This window comes from Martelella mediterranea DSM 17316, from assembly GCF_002043005.1.
Taxonomy (GTDB): domain Bacteria; phylum Pseudomonadota; class Alphaproteobacteria; order Rhizobiales; family Rhizobiaceae; genus Martelella; species Martelella mediterranea.
This window is the reverse complement of record NZ_CP020330.1, coordinates 3,101,693-3,120,410: the sequence shown is the minus strand read 5'-3', so window position 1 is coordinate 3,120,410 and position 18,718 is coordinate 3,101,693. Positions and strand designations below refer to the sequence as shown.

Genomic DNA, 18,718 nt, shown 5'->3' with positions numbered 1-18,718 from the left:
CACGACAAGCCCTATGGTGCAGTGCAGAAGCCAGAACCGTTTCAGTCGCTGTCGCGAAACCTATAATGCAGCGGACCGAATGGCATCGCCGTCAGAAATACCGCAATGAGAAGACCGGATATCGCGGCCCAGAAAGACAGCGTGAACAGGTCGCCATAGGCCAGCGCATAGGCCTGGCTGCGGGTTCTGGCAGCAACTGTCGCCAGACTTTCCAGTTGTCCAAGCGGCAATGATCTGAAAGCGTCGGCAAGCCTCTCCATCACGCGATGAAAAGCGGATAAAGTTGGCGTGATCGAACCATCGAGAACTGCCGAATGGAATTGTTCGCGCCGTCTGAGCATCACCGACATCAGACTGGTTGCCGCTTCAACGCTGCCGAGGCGCAAGACCTGAATGTACGCGGCAACGGCTGTCGACCGGGCCGGGTCAGAATTGCCGATCAGATAGACAACTGTTGCAAAGAAGGCCAGTGATTGCCCGGCCGTTTGAAAGAACAGGGTCGAGAAGAAATTCATCGGCATCCAGTCGTGATTCAGTTCGGACCCCAACCTCGCCCCCAAAGCCATCAGTAACAGACCCATAACGATGCACAAACGCGCATCGAAAACGAAAAGAAGCAGGCCGGCAACAGAAATGAAAAAGAAGACGGGCATGACTGCGGCGCTCAGATAGAGGCCGGAAATCCAGATCGGCCGAAGCCCTATGACATTTTGCAGAAAGCCAGACACCGCGATGCCATTTCCTGCGCTTGCCATCGAAAAACAGATAATCACCGCGTAACCAAGCCCGATGTTACGGGTGAGGATAACGCTGGCATGAGCCCATGGGTGGGCAACCAGACTCTCGTTAACGAAAAAGCCGACGGCCAGGACACTGCCGCCCGCTAACAGGGAAACAACAATTCCAGATTGTAGCCAGCCAAGACGGTCTCCCTGATCGATACCGACATAAAGCATGGTCATGGAAGTGCCGAGAAGCAGCATGCCGCCCCAATCTGCCTGTTCCAGCAGACCAACATTTACCTTTTCTTTTGGCGCGGCCACGAACAATAGAAACGCGATCAGGGGGGCGATGACCACATCCTGCCAGTAGATCCATTGCCAGCCGAAATCGTCGCCGTAAATGCCGACGAGTACAAAACCGAGGTTTTGCGAGAGCGGAACCCGCAAAGCATAGATCCCTATCCCGATCAGCCAGTATTTCCGGTCTAGGTTGCGGAAAATGACCATGATGGTCGCAGGGATGAGGACACCGAGCAGCAGGCCCCGCAAGGCATGCAACGCAAACAGCATGCCCCCGTCATCCACGAACGGTATCGCCAGCGAGGCGGCTGCATACACCAAGGCTGTCGGTATCATTACCTTCCGGACGCCAAAGACGGTTACCAGCCAGGCAACCGCAGATGCAATCAGGATCTGCGGTGCGTTGGCAATCGTCTTCAGCCAGGCGGCTTCATCGACACTCAACCCGTAAGCGCCTCGAATATCGGACAGACCGACAATGAATACCCGTGTATCAAAGCCAACAAGCAAGGAAGCAAGCAGCAATGCCGCCACGATCAACAGCGGGTGTCTTGTCGTTGTGCCGTTGGTGACGGGACCGAAAGAGCGGACGGCCCCTGTCATCGACCGGTCTCATCCGACGTATCAACCGTAACGGTGACCGACATGCCGGGACGCAGGTGCTGCACCAGTGGCTGCTCCGGATCTATGGCGATCTTGACGGGAATACGTTGAACCACCTTGGTATAGTTTCCACTCGCATTGTCGGGTGGCAGCAAGGCAAAGACAGAGCCGCTGGCAGGGGAAATGTCTTCCACATGCCCGGACAGTGTCTTTCCCGGAAACGTATCGACCCGAATACTGGCCGTGTCGCCGACCTTCATCTGTGAAAGCTGGGTTTCCTTGTAGTTGGCGACCACATAAATATCCGGAAGAGGTATTTCAGAAACGATGCCACTACCAGCGGTCACGAAATCGCCAACATGGACCTGCCGTTTGCCCAGAACACCGTCGAATGGGGCATGAATTCTGCTGAAGCCTTGGTTGATTTGTGCGGTATCGAGTGCACCTTGTGCCGCTTTGACTTTAGCCCTTAACAGAGGCTCCTGTCCTTTAAGAACCCGCAATTGAGCTTGCTGCTGGTCGATGGCAGCGTCTGCCGACTCGACTGCCGCCCGGGCTTCGAGATCGGCCGCTTGCGCCTGCTGCACCAGTTGTCTGGATGTAGCGCCTTCAAGCGTCTGCTGACGCCGGTATTCCTCCGCCGTCTGGGCCTGCTTGGCTTTGGCAGAGCGCGCATTGGCCCTTGCCGCTTCGATAACTGCGTTCTGCAATGCGACTTGGTTGGAGAGGTTTTCCAGTGTTGCTTTGGCGGACTCAAGATTGGCTTTCGCGACGCTCACGGCCGCCTGATAGGTTCTCGGGTCGATCTGGGCGATCAGCTGACCTTTTGTGACGCGTTGATAGTCTGCAACAGGAAAACTGCTGATGACGCCCGATATCTGTGCGCTCAAATTGGAAATATCGGCGCTGATCGTTGCATCTGTCGTGGACTGGCGGATGGCGCGTGCGAACCAGCTATTCCAGTTAATCGTGACGACGCCAATGGAGGCAACAACGGCAAAAACAGCGAAAACCGGAATAAACAGTCGCCGTACTGAGGCCTGCGCTGCAAATGAATCGGTTCTGGCGCCAACTTCCTGGTCGGGTTGTGTATTGGCGTTCGCTCCGGCCATCTTGACTGAAACCTGCCCTGCTATGGGGTCCCTTGGAGAGTTTCAGCAAGGGTAGCGGGCCGGCAGGAAACAGAACATCATACGTAGGGTTAGGTCACTCTCTACCTTGGTCGAGAAACAGCACCACCAATGCTTATCCTCTTGGAAAGCGATCGGCCGGAATATCAAACAGGCTAACGGAATGCGAGCGCACTGCGTCTTTCCTCCAGGCCGCGGGTGACATGCCTCTGGCCGCGTGGAAAGCGCGTGTAAAATGCGGCTGATCGGAAAAACCGCACGCTAGCGCAATTTCATTCAGGGACAACGCCGAGTTCCTCATGAGGTCGGCGGCCTTGTCGAGCCTGCGCTCCATCATCCACTTGTGCGGTGGCGTTCCGGTGGAAACCTTGAATGCGCGCGCGAAATAGGACGGTGAAAGCCCGCATTCCTTCGCAATATCCGCCAGGTTCAGCCTGCCATCAAGATTGGCGTCGAGAAGCGCTCTTGCACGGGACAATTGACGGGGCGTCAGCCCGCCCTTAACAAATCCGGCCGCCTCAGGCACACCGCCATAAACCGAGGCGAGGTGGATCAACAGCCCCGTGCCGATATAGTCCAGCATCAGCTGGCTTGTGTCCGACTGACGCTCGAGGATGGGAACAACCGAATTGACGATGCCCTGCACGACAGCGTCTGTGATATCCGCTCCCGGCAACAGGTTGAAGCCGTCAAACGGCCTTGGGCCGATCTCCTCTTCGAGTGACAGTAGGGCTCGCCGCGAAATATGAAAATTCACGCAGTCAAATTCGGTTCGAAGATCCGCGCGCCAAGCCCGTGAATAATCATAGAGCGTGAAGTTCCCAGCCTTGCTGCCGCCAAAATCCACGCGCTTGCCATCGACCCACAGGTCGCCCTGATAATCGTGGCGCTGCAGGGAGAGCATATAGGCATCTTCCTGAGCATGTTCCTCCGACATGCCATGACCCGGCGTGCGCCGCACAAATCTCGATACGGACAGCAACCCACCATTGAGTGTCGCGGCATTCACGTCGGGCGTATTGACCGTGCGCAAGAACTCCATGTTTCGATTTCTATCAGCAACAGACTGCACCAAAACCACCTCGTTACAAGTCACCCCGGTAGACGAATTTCAATATAGCAGATAGCTACTCATAGAAGCGCTTAATCCATACGCCCGATTCCGGTTCAAACCCAGTAACCATCAGTTGATGGTGCAATGCAACAACCTGGCTCATTCAACCGGAATGGCCGGCAGGATCAACAGCATCGTCGTTCCATTCCCGTCCGAACGCGCAACATCCAGCCCGCCGCCATGCAACTGGGCGATCGTACGCGCAATGGCAAGCTTGATGCCGCGATTTCCCTCTTTCGAAGAATAATGCGGGTCGAAAATTGCGTCCCGGCTATCGAGCGGTATTTCAGCGCCGGTGTTCGACAGCCGCAGGACATAGTTCCTATCATCTCGCTCGCATGAAATATGCAGCATTCTCATCGTCTGGACGTCCTTCATCGCCTCGATGGCGACGCTGATCAGGTTGGCGATCGCATGCTCGATCTGCTTTTCATCCGCAGCCACTTTCATGCCATTCGAAAGCTCGCAACACGTGTTTATGCCGCTGGCATCGAGCTCTGACCGAAACTCCTGAAGAGTCTTCTGAACCAGATTCTCAATGTCAATCCGAGCCCTGCTGCCTGACATCGGGCTTGCCATCATACGCCTTGCCGAGAGCGTTCCGGCTGCGGCAAACGCTGATGATGCAATATTGCGCAGCGAGCGCCGGGCCTTTTCAACCTTTGGAGGCTCATGACTGAGCCATTGCAGCCCAGCACTGGTATGAGCGACAATCGCCGATATAGGATCGTTCAGTTCAGCAGCCATCGCTTCTGCCACACCGTTCCAGACGGCTGAATCGAGCATCGCACGCGTTTCGTGCTCTGGATCTCCGGCGCTCAGGCCGGTCCGGGATACTGTCGTTTCCGGCAAGAATTTCGCACGCAGATCGAGCACAGTCGCGAGTGCTCGACAGAACAATCCAAGCCCGTCCCCAATATGCGGGGGAAAAACCTGACCGGCGCCTGCGAGATCAAGGTAGAGAAATGAAGGCGGAGCCGCACTCAGCTGCAGAGCAAAGCATAGAATGGCGCCACGGCGACCTGTGTCGACGACTTGTTCGTGCCCCTCACCCGTGACTGAACGAAAACCCTCTGACCAGCCGAAAACGTGATGCTGCTCGGCATAGTGAACAACCCGATGCATGACGCCGAGCTCGGCTGAATCTATTGCAGCCGGCCCGGATTCTCCTACCGTCACCTCGCCATTCGTGCGGCGCGCGGAGGCCAGGAACCCCACTCCGCCTCGCTCGTCAGTCAGAATGTATCCCCTGTCAGCACCGGAGAATGCAACGGCATCGACCAGCATGCCGGAGAGGTTCGTCTCAATCCAACTCAGGTCGTCGTCATCAGAGGGATTTTTCTGGCAAGCAGCGCCAACCATTTCGTCACCATATCCATAACCGATGTCAATTCTGTCTAGAAGCGCTCAAGGAAATCAGCCGTCAATGCAAAGACACCGGGCTGGGCGTTTTCGAGGCAGCATCCTTCAATCCTCAGGCGCAAGAGCAGAATTATTCAAAAACGACCAAAAACGGCTGAAGATTGGCGTCTCTGATCCGCCGTTCGACACGGCTGGGCATGGGAGACGCAATTCAAGCGCGACACCAGACGTTCGCGGTCTAATCTATTGGCATCGGAATGTTCAATCCACCGGAAATGGAGAATGCTAAACTTACGCAGGAAAGGCCGGATCACAGGCCAGATCGGTCATCGTCAATCGCAGCGCATTACAGCACGACCGGTGGCGTCGCACCCATTTACAAATGTCAATTCAAGCGGAAGATCGACAATGCTCGTGAGCGGGAACCTCAAATCAGGGGCGTCAAATGAAAGGTCGGAAGCCCTGATTTCCGCCGCGATACGACGCACCTCGCCGTGGAAAGCGGCGGTCTGCGAAACGGAATTCGCTTTTCATCTGCTCCTTGAAGAGGACTGCGCACTGGCTTTGATCGTCGGGATCGAAGGCCCCGCCTATCGTCCTGTCGGCGCGGCAATGGCGATTACTGCAGACGGACGCAGATCGGGAAACCTCTCGTCCGGATGCATCGAGGCCGACATCGGGCTTCATGCGCTGGAGACGCTGAAAACGGGGCGACCCAAGAGACTGGTCTATGGCACGGGATCGCCCTTTGGCGACCTGCGGCTGCCCTGTGGCGGACGCCTTGAAATCCTTATTCTTCCGCGCCCAGACAAACGTCATATTGCTGCTCTAGCCAGCCGGTTGAAGAAGCGGCAGAGCGCGACACTATATGTGGATTGCGCCCGCAATCAGCTTGTGTTCGATGAAGCAGATGCCAGTCTTACGATCACCATAACGCCAGATATCCGTTTCCTTGTATTTGGCAAGGGATCAGAAGCCAGAGTGTTTTCTTCGATGGCCCGTCAGGCAGGTTACCCGACCCGGTTTTTCTCGCCAGATGCCAGCGATGCAACGGCAGGCGATATCATGTTTCAGCATCTTAAATCGGCTCAATGGCCGTCGGATCTTGCCGTCGACCAGCAGACGGCGATCGCATTCTTCTTCCATGATCACGATTACGCACTTCCCCTGCTGGCAGGTGCATTGCGGTCCAACGCCTTTTACATCGGCGCTCAGGGCAGCCGTAAAACAGCCGGTAGGCAGAGAGACGCGCTTCACGCCCTCAGGATCCCCTCTGGCATGATCGATAAGCTGGTCATGCCCATCGGCCTTGTTCGTTCGGTCCGTGATCCCAGAGCACTGGCTATATCTGTGCTGGCAGATGTGATCGAACATGCGCGGGGCCGATCGTGACCACCGCTGCGCTGCTTCTTGCTGCCGGAGCCTCACGACGTTTCGGCGCGGCAGACAAACTTCTGACGCCATTGTCCGGTCGGCCTCTGGTCGAACATGCAGCCTTGGCTCTCGCTGCATTGCCGCTTACCCATCGCATCGGCGTGGTCTCGAACCCCGAAGTGGGGCTGATTCTCGCAAGGTGTGGTTTCGAACTCGCGACGATTTCACCTGGCCGCCCGCTCTCCAGCAGTATCAGGTCCGGCATGCGGGTCGTTCAGAAGCGACGGACCAAATCGGTCTTGGTCGCGCTGGGAGATATGCCATTTGTGACGACAGAAGACTTTGCCCGGCTTATCGCGGACACTCGGGACAGCATCCGGTGTGCAGTTTGCGAGGGAATCGCGATGCCGCCAGCCGTCTTTCCGGCGCGCTATTATGATAGATTGATGCAGCTCTCTAAGGACAAAGGCGCTTCCGCCCTTATCTCCAACCTACCGGAGGAAAACAGGATCGAGTTTCCTCAGTCCAGGATAAGAGACATCGACAGGCCATCGGATCTCGCATTTGCCTCTTCATGACAACGCGAGATCCTTCCGCTTGCGGCCGGATCAGAAGCCGAGCCCTCGCCCCAGATCCTGACCATAGGACGCTATCTCCGCGCCAATCGGCATGCGTGTCCGTTCATATCGGTCAAGCGCAGTGTCGACATCAGACGCCTCTGCCAAAGCGGCAGCGAGCGCCATGGCATCGCCTGCTGCCTTGGCAACGCCCATTGCGGTATGGGGCCTCACGACAAAAGCGGAATCGCCCAGCAGCGCCACACGGCCGCGCACCAGTTTCTCTGCTTCATAATCATAGATGCCATGGATAGACGGCGATTCCTCGGCAACGATGACGCTGGAAAATGGCAGCGGAAGCGTGCGAAACGCGCTGTCATGCATTTCACTTGTGCGGGCATCGGAGACAAGGCCCCGAGGAACGGAGAAGCGCCACTCATCCTTGCCGGTTTCAGCAATCATCGCCTCGAGATTTTCCTGCGTCGCCTTGCGATACCAGACCCAATTGTAACGTCGGCTACCGGCCACGGTTTCCCCGTTTCGTCCGGGGACAAGATAGCCGAGGACATGTTCTCCCGGTTCCGAGTAGAAGCTAAATCGACCCAGAAGAACCTCCGCCTTGTCCGGAACGGCGCTTTCCGGGATGAGTCCTCGCCAGGTCAGGTAGCCCGCATAGCGGTTCTCGTAGGCATCCGGATTGACCGTAGCACGCGCCACCGATCCCAGACCATCAGCGCCGATAACAAGATCAAACTGATCCGAGTGGCCATCCTCAAACAGCAGGTCAGCCTGACGGCCATCAGTTATGACGCTTCGGACGCCGGCTCCAAGCTTGTAGATACCGCCATCGAACCGGTTGGCCACGCTACTGAACAGCGTATCCCAGGAAATCTGGGTCTGTGGCGTCGACTGGCGATGCACGATCTCGCCGGTGCGTGAGAAGTGTATCCGCTCATGGGCAACCACACCGACACGGGCAACATGCGCGCAACCGATCATGCGTAAGATCTGCAGAAGCTCCCGCTGACCGACAAGGCCGGCACCTTTTCCCACCAAACCGGAACGTGATCGCTCAAAGATGGATATCGCATGCCCCTGCTTGCGAAGCAGGATCGCAGCAAACAGACCTCCGAGCGAACCGCCGGAAATGCCGATTTTCAAGCTTTTCATATTTGTTCTCCAGTATGAGCGCTTGCTCTTGAAACCCGCGCTGACGTTGCCGTGCCTGATCGACCGGCGCGCTCACCGCATCAGGTCACGATCGCTTTGCGCACCTTTTCAGGTGTCAGCGGCATATCGCGGAACCGCACGCCCGTGGCATCCGCGAGCGCGTTTGCCAGAGCGGCCGAGGCTGGCCCCTGGGCCGCCTCCGCCACACCGAGGAAAGGCTCACCGGGCCGAGGGAGAATGGCTACATCGATCGAAAGCGGGACATCGGAGAACCTGATGATAGGATAGGCGCTCCAGTCAAAGCTGGTGCGCATCGTCTCATCGAACAGGAACTCTTCGCGGGTGCACCAGCTCACAGACTGTATCAATCCGCCTTCGATCTGGTTGCGGATGCCGTCGGGGTTGACAACTTCGCCGCAATCCACCGCCGCTACTGCCCTGTTGATGGTCACGACGCCGGTGTCACGGGCAACCGTGACGTCCATAAACAGAGCGCAATAGGCGCCGAGGTTCTTGTATCTGGCAAAGGCCATGCCAAAACCATGGCCCCTGCCCTGTTTGACGCGCTTGCGCCAACCGAACGCATCCGCGCCCGTGTTCATGACATCAAGAGCGCGGCGGTCCTTCATGCTCGACAGGCGCAGATCGAGTGGATCGAGGCCGCCGGCGAGAGCAAGCTCGTCAAACATGCTTTCGATGGAGAATATATTCAGATGCCCGCCGAGAGATCGCAGCGCCGATGTGCGCAGAGGCCCATCCGGAAGGAAGTGGAAGGTGACATCCATGTTTGGCAAAGCGTAGAGCGGATTGGAATTTCTGCTGCCATCACCTGCCGGCATCGGAATTGGCTCGATGTCCGGAACGGCAAACTGCCGCTCAACCTCCCTGCCGGCAAGAACGCCGCCGGCGGAGGTCGGACGCGTGTCGTGGGGGTTGCTCCAGACGTCATGCTTCCAGGCGACAATCTGGCCTGATGAATCGAGGCCTGCTTCCAGCTCGGTCAACATGCCCGGCCCGAGCGGCTCCCACCCGAATTCCTGTTCGCGCATCCACTGGACCCTGATCGGGCGTCCGGGTATCGCAGCCGCGATCAATGCGGCATCGGCTGCAACGTCATCGGCTCCGTTCTGCCCGTAGCATCCCGCTCCCTGACTTTGTATCCCGCGAATTTTCTCCGGCGGCATAGCGAGGAGGTCGGCGGAAAATCGCCGAACGTCGAAGATCCCCTGGCTGTGGCTCCAGATCGTCAGCTGACCATCGTCATCCAGCCATCCAACGGCGCAAGACGGCCCGATGGAACCATGACTGATCCAAGGTCGGGTATAGCTTGCGGAGACCCGTTTGACCGGATCAGCGACCGGTGTCTTCACGTCGAGGATCTTGTAGTCGCGGGAGGGCAGAGACTTCAGCGTCTCGGCAATGCCAGTCACCGGCAGTGGTTTGCCGCTCGGTCGATAGGGCGAGGATTGAAGCTTACGCATCACGGTGATGGCATCCCATTCGCGCTCGCAGACGATAGCGGCAAATTGCCCGTTTTGAACAAAGAGGAACACACCCGGCATTGCCTCGATCTCAGCCTTTGGCGGCAGCTCGAGCACTGTGCCTTCGCTCGGTCCACGGATGACGCGCGCATGCAGCATTCCGTCGAAACGAAGATCCTGAACGAATGCGGGACCACCCGTAACTTTCGCGGGAATATCGAGGCGCGGCAGGCTCTTGCCAATCGTTCGAAAATCTTGCGGCAAACGCAACGGAGGGTTAGCGATAGCTCGCCGGTGAAGGGAAATTTTTCCGACAATCTCGCCATAGCTGATCTCCCGGCCGTCAGACGCCCGGACCGAAGCCTTTCCCGTGGTCGTCAGCCGGCTCGCCTCGTCGCCAAGCATTGTCGCCGCCTGCTGAAGCAAGAGCATACGGACATTTGCGGCCGCGTTGCGCATGGCAGGGCCGCCATACTGCATTGAGTGGCTCGCCGCAGTCAGCCCTTCGTCCGGCGTTCTTTCAGTATCGGCAGTGATGATGGCGACATCAGAGGGATGCATGTCGAGCTCTTCTGCGGCCACCTGCAGCAATGCTGTCTCGATCCCCTGACCGAGTTCCGCCTTTCCGGTAAAGACGGTTGCCTTGCCCTTCTCATCAATCCGTACCCAGGAATCGAGCCATGGATTGGCCTGAATGTCATCGGGCAGAGCATTCTTACCGGTCGGTTCAGCCTCGCCTCCGGCTGCTGTCTGAGCCAGGGCGCTGCCGGCAAAAGAGAACGCCACGATGATGCCTGTAGCCCTTAAAAACTGGCGGCGGGAAGGTTGGTTCAGAGCGGAATTGCTCATTGCGCCGCCCCCTTCGTCGCAGAGGCCTTCATCGTTCGGCCAGCCGCCTTGATGGCCTCCAGGATGCGCATATGCGTTCCGCAGCGGCACAGGTTGGGCTGCATGTGGACACGAATTTCACTGTCGGTGGCATCCGGGTTTTGTGCCAGCAATGCCTGGGCCCGCACGATCATTCCAGCAATGCAGTATCCACACTGAGCCGCCTGCTTTTCCTCGAACGCCGACTGCAACGGTCCGGGATTTTCGGCAGTTCCAAGTCCTTCGAGCGTTGTCACCAGGCGCTCGCCGATGGCGCCAACCGGTGTCAGACACGAGAAAACCGCCTCGCCATCGATCAGCACCGTGCACGCGCCACACTGGCCCCGCCCGCAACCGTATTTGGCCGCATTAAGCTTCAGATCGTTGCGAAGGACGTAGAGGAGCGGTGTGGCGGGATCGACATCACCGTCAAGCTTATGTGCGTCACCATTGACCTTCAGCACAATCGTCATTCCTGATCCTCCTTGCGAATTTCGCTGACCTTTTTCTCAAGATTGTCCCAGCCGGGCTTATCGGCGAAGTTCTGACGGGCGTAGTTCAGAAGCGCCGCCATGTCCTGATCATCAAGGCTGTCGCGGAACGCGGGCATATAGCTGCCGGCGCCTTTGGCCGGGCCTATGCCTTTCATAAGCGCCTGGATCGCATTCGACGGATCGTCCTGGCTGAGAGCGGTCACGACAGACAGCGGCGCGCGCTGACCGCTACGCTGCATCGGCGTATCATCGCCATGGCAACCGCCACACGATCCGGCAAACAGCATTGCCCCTTCCGCCTGACTGTTCGTTGGCGAAGCCGCTTTCGAGGCTTCATGCTTCTCATCAATGGCGCTATCCTCGGCGCCATCATCACCTTCCATCAACGAAGCGATATAGACGGCGATCGCATGGACGTCGTGGTCGTTCACGCGCGCAAGCTCCTGTGTGACCGGCGCCATGGGACCGGCAGCGGCACCATGGGCAGGATCCTCACCGGTCTTCAGATAGTGAAAAAGCGCATCCGCAGTCCAACTGGCCGCCATGGGATTGCTGTGATCGAGCGGCGGTGCGCGATAGCCTTCCGCTGTACCCCCGGTCAGCGCCTTGCCGCTTTCCTCAGCACCGAGAAGGTTGCGCGGCGTATGACAGCCGCCGCAATGGCCAAGCCCGTTCACAAGATAGCGTCCGCGCTCCCACTCATCGGAGTGCTTGCCCATGTCTTTGGGCTTGTCGTGTCGCAGAAACAGCAAATTCCAGCCCGCAAGCACCGGCCTGAATCCGAGCGGGGGGATGAGCTGATTGGCTGGCTTGGGCGCCGAAACAGCGTCCCGGCTCATAAGGAACGCATAGATGGCATCGATATCACTGTCACTTGCGTTGGTGAAATGATTGTAGGGAAATGCCGGATAAAGATAAGCGCCGTCTCGCCGTACACCGTCCTTCATCGTCCGCCGAAAAGCAGCCGCCGACCAGTCTCCGATACCAGTATCGACATCGGGGGTTATGTTTGAGGAAAATACCGTTCCGAAAGGCGTGGCAAGTGGTCTAGAACCGGCGAAGACTGCGCCGCCGGTCTGTGTATGACAGACGGCACAATCACCGATGGCGGCAAGTTGCTCGCCACGGGCAACCTCGGCAGGAGAAAAGTCTGACGGATCGGGCCGCGCGATCGGCGGTATGGCAGGCTGGTAGACATATGCTCCGACCACCGCCGCACAGCCGACAGCGACGACGGCCAACGTTCCCAGCCAGGCTTTCTTGTGGTGAAGGGCAAACGCCATATGTATGTCCCGCAAAAAGGTCCAGAAATCTCGTTTCGAACTTAATGCAGGGTGCAAGCATCGTTCTTGTTCAAAAGAACTCTGTAATTGCGCAGCGCTTTTTGGACCGTCAGGGTTTGGATACCGTCAGTTTCTTCAAGAATGTCGCCTCGCCATTGCGTATGATCGCCGGGTCGATTCCATTCTTGCGCGCGCGGACTGTTTTTAGTGGAGGATACCGGCAAGCCAGCGCGAATGATTTGAGTACGGTCATCCTTCCCCGCACACGACAGATCAGGAGATCTTATGACGAAAACGATCCTCGGCCTCTCTGGCAGCCTTCGCGCCGCGTCACTCAATGCAGCGCTTCTGAGGGCAGCAACAACGCTCGCCCCCGAAGACATGACTATCGATATCGGCACGATCCGTGGCGTTCCGCTCTATGACGGCGACCTTGAGGCCAGCGAAGGCTTGCCGGAACAGGTGGTGACGCTGCAGCGCCAGCTTGAGAAGGCCGACGGGCTTCTGCTGGTCACGCCGGAGTACAACAATGGCATTCCCGGCGTTTTCAAGAACGCGATCGACTGGATGTCCCGTGGCGACGGACTGTCGCTCTTCGCCGGCAAGCCCGTCGCCGTTATCGGCGCCTCCCCCGGTCCTTTCGGCACGTTGCTGTCTCAGGATCAGTGGTTGAGCGTTCTTCGCACGCTCAGGACCAGGCCTTACCTGATCGGCCGCGTTCTGCTCACCCGCGCGCACCAGGCCTTCGACGAGAACGGCAAGCTGATGGACGAGCGCGCAACGAAAAGCCTGACAGAAATGCTTGCAGGATTTTCGAAGAGCCTCGATTGAGAGACTGGCTGATCAGAGCAGCCTGACGCGGGTCACATAGGCCTCGAAGAAATCGGAGAAGCGGGCGATGCGCATCGGCAGACGTTCGTAGGGCGGATAGTAGAGCGTCAGCCAGAGCTCGCTCGGCGTCCAGTCGTCGAGCACCTGAACAAGCCGCCCTTCGGCAAGTGCGGTCTCGACGATGAAATAGGGCAGAAGCGCCACCCCTTCCCCGTTTTCGGCGAGCCGCGCCAGGAGTTCGCCATTGTTTCCGGCAAGCACGGATCCGGCCCGAACGCGCCGCCGCCGACCGGCATTGGTGAGCTCCCAGTTTTCCGATACAGCCTCCGCATCGAAGGCAAGACAGCTTGCGGACTGAAGGTCATCCGGATTCTGTGGTGCTCCATTGGCCGCGAGGTAACCGGGAGAGGCAACCAGCACCCGCCGGATCGGACAGAGCTTGCGCCAGATCGTCGACTTGTCGTCCGGCGGCCCCGAAATGCGGATTGCAAGATCATAAGGGGCTGTGACGATGTCGACGAAGCTGTCGGTCAGAGTAATGGAAAGGCTGACCGCAGGATTTTCCGCCCTGAAACCCGAAAGGACATCCGGCAAAACCTGCTGACCGAGCGAGAGTGGTGCGTTCAGCCGTATATGGCCGCTGACGGCTGCCTCCTGCTCGCGGACTTCCTCTGCCGCATCGTCGAATGCCTGCAGCAAAGGGCGCATCCGGGCGGCATAGACAGCGCCTGCCGATGTCAACGAAACTTGCCGCGTGGTGCGTACGAAGAGCTGCACGCCAAGCCGTTCTTCCAGCGCGCTGATGGCCCGCGTGACGCTGGGCGCTGTCATCGACAGAACACGAGCTGCGGCGGCAAAGCTGCCCAGCTCCGCTACGTTCAGGAAGACACGGATATCGTTCAAATCCTTCATTCGATCATTATTACACTTATTGCAATAATATCGTCAATTTTATTCCTATTCACGTTTTTAGCTCCAGCCATCATCTTAACGACCAGAAACGAGGTCCGTAGGCCTCGCAGGAACAAAGGACCATCATGATGTTACAGCAAATCAAGGGCCTGCATCACATCACCTCAATGGCGGGCGACGCCCAGAAGAACAGTGACTTCTTCACCAAGACGCTCGGCCTTCGCCGGGTCAAGAAGACGGTTAACTTCGACGCACCCGATGTCTATCACCTCTATTACGGTGATGAAGTCGGCACTCCCGGCTCGGTGATGACCTATTTCCCGTTCCCGCACATTGCCAGGGGCAAGCCCGGCACGGGCGAAGTTGGCGAAACGCTTTTCGCGGTTCCGAAAGGCTCTCTCCCCTTCTGGAGAGAACGGCTTTCGGCGCTGAATGTCGGAGAAATCTCCGAAAGCGAAGTCTTCGGTGAAAAACGGCTTCATTTTGTCGGTCCCGATCACGATGCCTTCGCGCTGGTGGAAGTCGATAATGATGACCGTGCCGGCTGGCTGAGGGGCGATGTCGCCGAAGCCGAAGCGATCCGCGGTTTCCATGGCGCAAGTCTGCGACTCAGGGACAGCGGCGCGACATCCGAACTGCTCGGATTCATGGGTTACGAGAAGGTCGACAGCAAGGATGACTGGACCCGCTATGCCATCGCGAACGGCAACGGCGCCGATGTCATCGACATTGAAACGCTGCCTTCCGCCAATTCGGCCCGTCAGGGCGCAGGCTCGGTGCATCACATTGCGTTTGCGGTTGAAGACCGTGCCGCACAGCTCGAAGTCCGCAAGGCGCTGATGGATACCGGCTACAATGTCACGCCGGTCATCGACCGCAACTACTTCTGGGCGATTTACTTCCGCACGCCGGGCGGTGTGCTGTTCGAAGTCGCCACAAATGAGCCCGGCTTCGATGCCGATGAGGACACCGCCCATCTCGGCGAAGCGCTCAAGCTGCCTCAGCAGTATGAGAGCTACCGCGCCAAAATCGAGGAAATCCTCACGCCGATCGAAGACTGACACCACATTCAAGGCAGCGGACCGAACGGTCCGCCTGCCGGAGGTTTGAAAACATGACCGAAGATCTCTATCAGGCCTATACAAGGGAAGGCGCAAGCGGAAAGCCACTCGTCTTCACCTTCCACGGCACGGGCGGCAACGAGAACCAGTTCGTGCCGCTGGTGGACGAGCTTATCCCCGGTGCTGCCATTGTCTCGCCGCGCGGCGATGTCTCCGAATATGGCGCGCTGCGCTTTTTCCGGCGCACCGGCGAAGGCGTCTATGACATGGATGACCTCGCCCGCCGCACCGATAAGATGACGCGCTTCATCGCCGGTCACAAGGCGGCCAATCCGGGTCGCGATGTCTATGCGTTCGGCTATTCCAACGGCGCGAACATCCTTGCGTCGGTGCTGTTCCGAAAACCGGAACTCTTCGACCGCGTCGCCCTGCTGCACCCGCTGATCCCGTGGAGACCGGATGACAATGCCGGGCTTTCCGGCCGCAAGATACTGGTAACGGCAGGCGAACGCGACCCAATCTGCCCGCCGGCCCTGTCGGCCGCGCTCCTGGACTACTTCAAAGCGCAAGACGCTGAGCTCCAATCCGTAATGCACAGCGGCGGCCATGAAATCCGCCCCGATGAAATTTCTGCCATCACCCGGTTTCTCAATGGCTGACGGCAGATCTCTGCCATTCCAATTGGCCGTCTCCCGCCCTCACGAAAGCGCCGGAGACGGCCGGAGATTGAACTCATGATTATGATCCATGACACAGCCCATCGCGGCCACACGCGGCAAGGCTGGCTCGACAGTCACCACACCTTTTCCTTCGGCGGCTTCCAGGACCCGACCCGTATGGGTTTTGGCGCCCTGCGCGTCATCAATGAAGACCGGGTCATTCCGGGCGCTGGCTTTTCCGAACACGCCCATGACAACATGGATATCCTGACCATTGTCCTGTCCGGCAAGCTGCGCCACCGCGACACGATCGGCAACACGTCGATCATAACCGCGGGCGAAGCTCAACTGATGTCGGCAGGAAGCGGTCTTCGTCACGAGGAAATGAACGCCTCGGACGAGGACACGGCGCATTTTCTGCAGATCTGGATCATCCCCGACAGTTTCGACGGCGATCCGACCTATCAGCAAAAGCCCCTGCCCGCGCCCGAAACCGCCCGCGACTGGACGCTGATTGCCGCAGACAAGCCCGGTGAGAATGGCCTGAAGCTGATTTCGGATACCCGTATCTACATCGCCAATCCGAACGAAGACGACCGGCTCGCCATTCCACACCGCCCCGACCGCCTGACCTTTGTTCAGATCGTCAGCGGACTTGCCATGGTCGACGGCGAGCGGCTCGGCCCCGGAACCGGCCTGCAGATCGCCGGCGAAGAGATTCCGCCGCTGGAATGGGTCACGCAGGGCCAGGCGCTGCTGTTTGACCTGAAGCGCCGAGATGCCTGACACCAGCAAAGCGGATTTCGACAAGACCGCGTGAGTTGGTTCGGGTGCAATGAGGAACCGCATCCTGATGCGAAACCAACTTGTCAAACACACCAGCAAGGAACGAAGAAGATGGAAGTAATCTACCACGTTGGACGTCATGATGGCGGCTATGCATACAGGATGGAAAACGCCTGGTCAGAAACATTCCCGACCCATGACGCCGCGCTTTCCGCCGCACGCAGTGCAGCCGCCAGACAGAGAACAGGTGGCAAGAACGCACATATTCTCTTCGAAACGGAAGATGGAGAATGGCATCGCGAATATGCCGAAGGCGGAGACCGTCCCGAAACCATCGTCATCGATGACAGCAAATAGACGGACAAGTCAAACGTTTACGGTTCGATCCATGCTAAAAAGCCACCGGTAGATTTTCCGGTGGCTTTTCTTCTATTTGGCTCGTGGCGGGATGGTCTGCGCCAGTATCGCCTCGCTCACGATGTCAGGTAGTCTGAGTTTGATCCGCCCTGCTATCCCATGCATATCCTGCGGCAGAATAAGTTCAATATCGATTGGCTCCGGCAGGCTTGCAATCCCGTCACGTAGCAGAACCCGTTTGTCAGTGCTCGTCATCGGCAAATATCCTCTGTTTGCTTTTGGTGCTGACCAAGACAAGCATGCCGGGACCCGGCACGTCTTGTCGGAACAGGCTTTGTTATTGCACTTCAGAGCAGACAGTTTCCTGCCGGCGCCGTTGTTGATAGTGGCCGAGAAGCTTCATTCCAACGGCGATGATCGACAGCATGGCGCCCAGCAGGCTGACGAACTGCCAACCTCCGGTCCGCCATGCCCAGGCAGCCAGCGCGGAACCCGCAGCGCCGCCGGTAAACATCGCGGTCATGAACAGCGTGTTGAGACGGCTGCGGGCTGCGGGATCGAGAGCGTAAATGACGTGCTGGTTCGAGATCAGCGCGGCCTGGACCCCAAAATCCAGAAGAATGACGCCGGTGATCAGGGCGGCAAGAGAACCCCAGACCCCGAAAAGCAACCACGCGAAAACCGTCAGAATGGCGCCTAGGATAATCGGGCGATCCGGCCCCTGCCGGTCGGCTATCTTTCCTGCAAGCGGCGCGGCGAATATTCCGACGGCGCCGACAACACCAAAAAGACCTGCGATATCGGACCCGAGGTCGAAGCGCGGAGAGGCGAGATAAAGCGCAAGGATCGTCCAGAACGCTGAAAACGAAGCAAACAGCAGCGCCTGAACAATGGCGGCCGTGCGCAGACGCGGATGGCTTCGCCAATACCCCACAAACGAGCGGATCGCCGCGCCATACTTCACATCGGATACCGGGGCATGTGATGGCAGGACGGCAACCATCAGAATTGCTCCCAGAAGGGCCAGCGGCGCCCCCAGCCAGAACATCTCACGCCAACCGGCAAAATCACCAACGAAACCGGAGAGCGTCCGGCTGAAGAGAATGCCAGTCAATACGCCGGCCATCACGGTACCGATCGTCGCCCCTCGCTTGTTTTCAGGCGCAAGGGACGCTGCAAAAGGTACGATCTGCTGGGCAACGGTCGCACTCGCACCCAGCAAGAGCGAGGCAACGACCAGCAGAAGCGGCGAAGGCGCGATGGCCGTCACCACGAGCGCTGCCGCCAATATGATAAACTGCACGATGATCAGCTTGCGCCTGCGCAATATATCACCAAGCGGAAGCAGAAAGAACAGACCCAGGGCATAGCCGATCTGGGTTGCTGTGGGGATCAGCGCGCTTGTATGACCGCCGGGAAAATCCTGATCGATCAGCCCCAGCATCGGCTGGTTATAGTAGATGTTGGCGACGGCTATGCCACTTGCCACCGCCATTGCATATAAAACCGGGCGCGTCAGTACGGCCTGTTCGCTCGCCGCTGTACCCTCTGGGGAAGCCATGATTGTCGTCCTTATGTTAAAACTGGAATCCACCAAAGTGGCTGATACTGCTTCGAAAATGCCTTGATTCGGGATGATTGGGGACCGAGACCCT

At 58.2% G+C, this 18,718-nt stretch carries 18 protein-coding genes; 7 read left to right on the top strand and 11 right to left on the bottom strand.

The annotated features are described in order from the left end of the window. Positions 1-41: 41 nt before the first annotated feature. From Mame_RS14580 to Mame_RS14565, 4 genes are all read right to left on the bottom strand, one after another. On the bottom strand, positions 42-1,625 hold the full coding sequence (locus tag Mame_RS14580) for an MFS transporter (RefSeq protein WP_018063221.1): 1,584 nt from the start codon (positions 1,623-1,625) through the stop codon (positions 42-44). After that, entirely contained in the window at positions 1,622-2,737 is a 1,116-nt protein-coding gene (locus tag Mame_RS14575) for an HlyD family secretion protein (protein WP_018063220.1), read from the bottom strand. Before Mame_RS14575 ends, Mame_RS14580 begins: the two co-directional genes overlap by 4 nt. A 133-nt stretch (positions 2,738-2,870) precedes the next feature. Beyond that, complete coding sequence (locus Mame_RS14570) at positions 2,871-3,797, bottom strand: helix-turn-helix domain-containing protein (protein ID WP_018063219.1); 927 nt, start codon at positions 3,795-3,797, stop codon at positions 2,871-2,873. 171 nt (positions 3,798-3,968) lie between these two features. Beyond that, positions 3,969-5,231: a sensor histidine kinase gene (locus Mame_RS14565; protein WP_018063218.1), complete on the bottom strand. Its 1,263-nt coding sequence runs from the start codon at positions 5,229-5,231 to the stop codon at positions 3,969-3,971. A 408-nt stretch (positions 5,232-5,639) separates the two neighbouring features. Here Mame_RS14565 and Mame_RS14560 point away from each other — a divergent pair, with 408 nt between their 5' ends. Both Mame_RS14560 and Mame_RS14555 read left to right on the top strand, forming a co-directional pair. Next, complete coding sequence (locus Mame_RS14560; protein WP_018063217.1) at positions 5,640-6,623, top strand: XdhC family protein; 984 nt, start codon at positions 5,640-5,642, stop codon at positions 6,621-6,623. Continuing rightward, positions 6,620-7,183 carry a nucleotidyltransferase family protein gene (locus Mame_RS14555; protein WP_157624488.1) on the top strand — a complete coding sequence of 188 codons (564 nt, stop codon included), beginning with the start codon at positions 6,620-6,622 and terminating at the stop codon, positions 7,181-7,183. The genes Mame_RS14560 and Mame_RS14555 overlap by 4 nt, the downstream gene beginning before the upstream one ends. A 30-nt stretch (positions 7,184-7,213) precedes the next feature. On the opposite strand, the gene Mame_RS14550 is transcribed toward Mame_RS14555, so the two are convergent. The 4 genes from Mame_RS14550 to Mame_RS14535 all read right to left on the bottom strand — a co-directional run bounded on the left by Mame_RS14550 (position 7,214) and on the right by Mame_RS14535 (position 12,457). Beyond that, positions 7,214-8,332 carry an FAD binding domain-containing protein gene (locus Mame_RS14550; RefSeq protein WP_018063215.1) on the bottom strand — a complete coding sequence of 373 codons (1,119 nt, stop codon included), beginning with the start codon at positions 8,330-8,332 and terminating at the stop codon, positions 7,214-7,216. 80 nt (positions 8,333-8,412) lie between these two features. Continuing rightward, on the bottom strand, positions 8,413-10,662 hold the full coding sequence (locus Mame_RS14545; protein WP_018063214.1) for a xanthine dehydrogenase family protein molybdopterin-binding subunit: 2,250 nt from the start codon (positions 10,660-10,662) through the stop codon (positions 8,413-8,415). Further along, a complete protein-coding gene (locus Mame_RS14540) occupies positions 10,659-11,153 on the bottom strand; it encodes a (2Fe-2S)-binding protein (protein WP_018063213.1) in 495 nt (164 codons plus the stop codon). Before Mame_RS14540 ends, Mame_RS14545 begins: the two co-directional genes overlap by 4 nt. After that, the gene (locus tag Mame_RS14535) at positions 11,150-12,457 is read right to left on the bottom strand and encodes a c-type cytochrome (protein WP_051085066.1); all 1,308 of its coding nucleotides are present in this window, start codon (positions 12,455-12,457) and stop codon (positions 11,150-11,152) included. The genes Mame_RS14540 and Mame_RS14535 overlap by 4 nt, the downstream gene beginning before the upstream one ends. A gap of 285 nt (positions 12,458-12,742) precedes the next feature. Here Mame_RS14535 and Mame_RS14530 point away from each other — a divergent pair, with 285 nt between their 5' ends. Beyond that, positions 12,743-13,288, top strand: coding sequence for an NADPH-dependent FMN reductase (locus Mame_RS14530; protein ID WP_018063211.1), 546 nt, complete (start codon positions 12,743-12,745; stop codon positions 13,286-13,288). Between the two features lie 12 nt (positions 13,289-13,300). On the opposite strand, the gene Mame_RS14525 is transcribed toward Mame_RS14530, so the two are convergent. Next, the gene (locus Mame_RS14525; RefSeq protein WP_018063210.1) at positions 13,301-14,200 is read right to left on the bottom strand and encodes a LysR family transcriptional regulator; all 900 of its coding nucleotides are present in this window, start codon (positions 14,198-14,200) and stop codon (positions 13,301-13,303) included. A gap of 128 nt (positions 14,201-14,328) precedes the next feature. Here Mame_RS14525 and Mame_RS14520 point away from each other — a divergent pair, with 128 nt between their 5' ends. The 4 genes from Mame_RS14520 (at position 14,329) to Mame_RS14505 (ending at position 17,063) form a co-directional block, all read left to right on the top strand. Further along, complete coding sequence (locus Mame_RS14520) at positions 14,329-15,261, top strand: VOC family protein (protein WP_026173207.1); 933 nt, start codon at positions 14,329-14,331, stop codon at positions 15,259-15,261. Between the two features lie 53 nt (positions 15,262-15,314). Then, the gene (locus Mame_RS14515) at positions 15,315-15,920 is read left to right on the top strand and encodes an alpha/beta hydrolase (protein ID WP_018063208.1); all 606 of its coding nucleotides are present in this window, start codon (positions 15,315-15,317) and stop codon (positions 15,918-15,920) included. A 75-nt stretch (positions 15,921-15,995) separates the two neighbouring features. Continuing rightward, positions 15,996-16,706 carry a pirin family protein gene (locus tag Mame_RS14510; protein ID WP_018063207.1) on the top strand — a complete coding sequence of 237 codons (711 nt, stop codon included), beginning with the start codon at positions 15,996-15,998 and terminating at the stop codon, positions 16,704-16,706. A gap of 111 nt (positions 16,707-16,817) precedes the next feature. Continuing rightward, positions 16,818-17,063: a DUF2188 domain-containing protein gene (locus tag Mame_RS14505; RefSeq protein WP_018063206.1), complete on the top strand. Its 246-nt coding sequence runs from the start codon at positions 16,818-16,820 to the stop codon at positions 17,061-17,063. Between the two features lie 72 nt (positions 17,064-17,135). Here the strand turns inward: Mame_RS14505 and Mame_RS14500 are convergent, their stop codons facing one another. Beyond that, entirely contained in the window at positions 17,136-17,318 is a 183-nt protein-coding gene (locus Mame_RS14500) for a hypothetical protein (protein ID WP_018063205.1), read from the bottom strand. Between the two features lie 82 nt (positions 17,319-17,400). Beyond that, positions 17,401-18,624, bottom strand: coding sequence for an MFS transporter (locus Mame_RS14495; RefSeq protein WP_051085065.1), 1,224 nt, complete (start codon positions 18,622-18,624; stop codon positions 17,401-17,403). Between the last annotated feature and the right edge of the window lie 94 nt (positions 18,625-18,718).

What these genes read in the sequence shown, in the direction of transcription:
- Mame_RS14580 (WP_018063221.1), bottom strand. Translation starts at nt 1,625, where the DNA reads ATGACAGGGGCCGTCCGCTCTTTCGGTCCCGTCACCAACGGCACAACG.
- Mame_RS14575 (WP_018063220.1), bottom strand. Translation starts at nt 2,737, where the DNA reads ATGGCCGGAGCGAACGCCAATACACAACCCGACCAGGAAGTTGGCGCC.
- Mame_RS14570 (WP_018063219.1), bottom strand. Translation starts at nt 3,797, where the DNA reads ATGGAGTTCTTGCGCACGGTCAATACGCCCGACGTGAATGCCGCGACA.
- Mame_RS14565 (WP_018063218.1), bottom strand. Translation starts at nt 5,231, where the DNA reads ATGGTTGGCGCTGCTTGCCAGAAAAATCCCTCTGATGACGACGACCTG.
- Mame_RS14560 (WP_018063217.1), top strand. Translation starts at nt 5,640, where the DNA reads ATGCTCGTGAGCGGGAACCTCAAATCAGGGGCGTCAAATGAAAGGTCG.
- Mame_RS14550 (WP_018063215.1), bottom strand. Translation starts at nt 8,332, where the DNA reads ATGAAAAGCTTGAAAATCGGCATTTCCGGCGGTTCGCTCGGAGGTCTG.
- Mame_RS14545 (WP_018063214.1), bottom strand. Translation starts at nt 10,662, where the DNA reads ATGAGCAATTCCGCTCTGAACCAACCTTCCCGCCGCCAGTTTTTAAGG.
- Mame_RS14540 (WP_018063213.1), bottom strand. Translation starts at nt 11,153, where the DNA reads ATGACGATTGTGCTGAAGGTCAATGGTGACGCACATAAGCTTGACGGT.
- Mame_RS14535 (WP_051085066.1), bottom strand. Translation starts at nt 12,457, where the DNA reads ATGGCGTTTGCCCTTCACCACAAGAAAGCCTGGCTGGGAACGTTGGCC.
- Mame_RS14530 (WP_018063211.1), top strand. Translation starts at nt 12,743, where the DNA reads ATGACGAAAACGATCCTCGGCCTCTCTGGCAGCCTTCGCGCCGCGTCA.
- Mame_RS14525 (WP_018063210.1), bottom strand. Translation starts at nt 14,200, where the DNA reads ATGAAGGATTTGAACGATATCCGTGTCTTCCTGAACGTAGCGGAGCTG.
- Mame_RS14520 (WP_026173207.1), top strand. Translation starts at nt 14,329, where the DNA reads ATGTTACAGCAAATCAAGGGCCTGCATCACATCACCTCAATGGCGGGC.
- Mame_RS14515 (WP_018063208.1), top strand. Translation starts at nt 15,315, where the DNA reads ATGACCGAAGATCTCTATCAGGCCTATACAAGGGAAGGCGCAAGCGGA.
- Mame_RS14510 (WP_018063207.1), top strand. Translation starts at nt 15,996, where the DNA reads ATGATTATGATCCATGACACAGCCCATCGCGGCCACACGCGGCAAGGC.
- Mame_RS14505 (WP_018063206.1), top strand. Translation starts at nt 16,818, where the DNA reads ATGGAAGTAATCTACCACGTTGGACGTCATGATGGCGGCTATGCATAC.
- Mame_RS14500 (WP_018063205.1), bottom strand. Translation starts at nt 17,318, where the DNA reads ATGACGAGCACTGACAAACGGGTTCTGCTACGTGACGGGATTGCAAGC.
- Mame_RS14495 (WP_051085065.1), bottom strand. Translation starts at nt 18,624, where the DNA reads ATGGCTTCCCCAGAGGGTACAGCGGCGAGCGAACAGGCCGTACTGACG.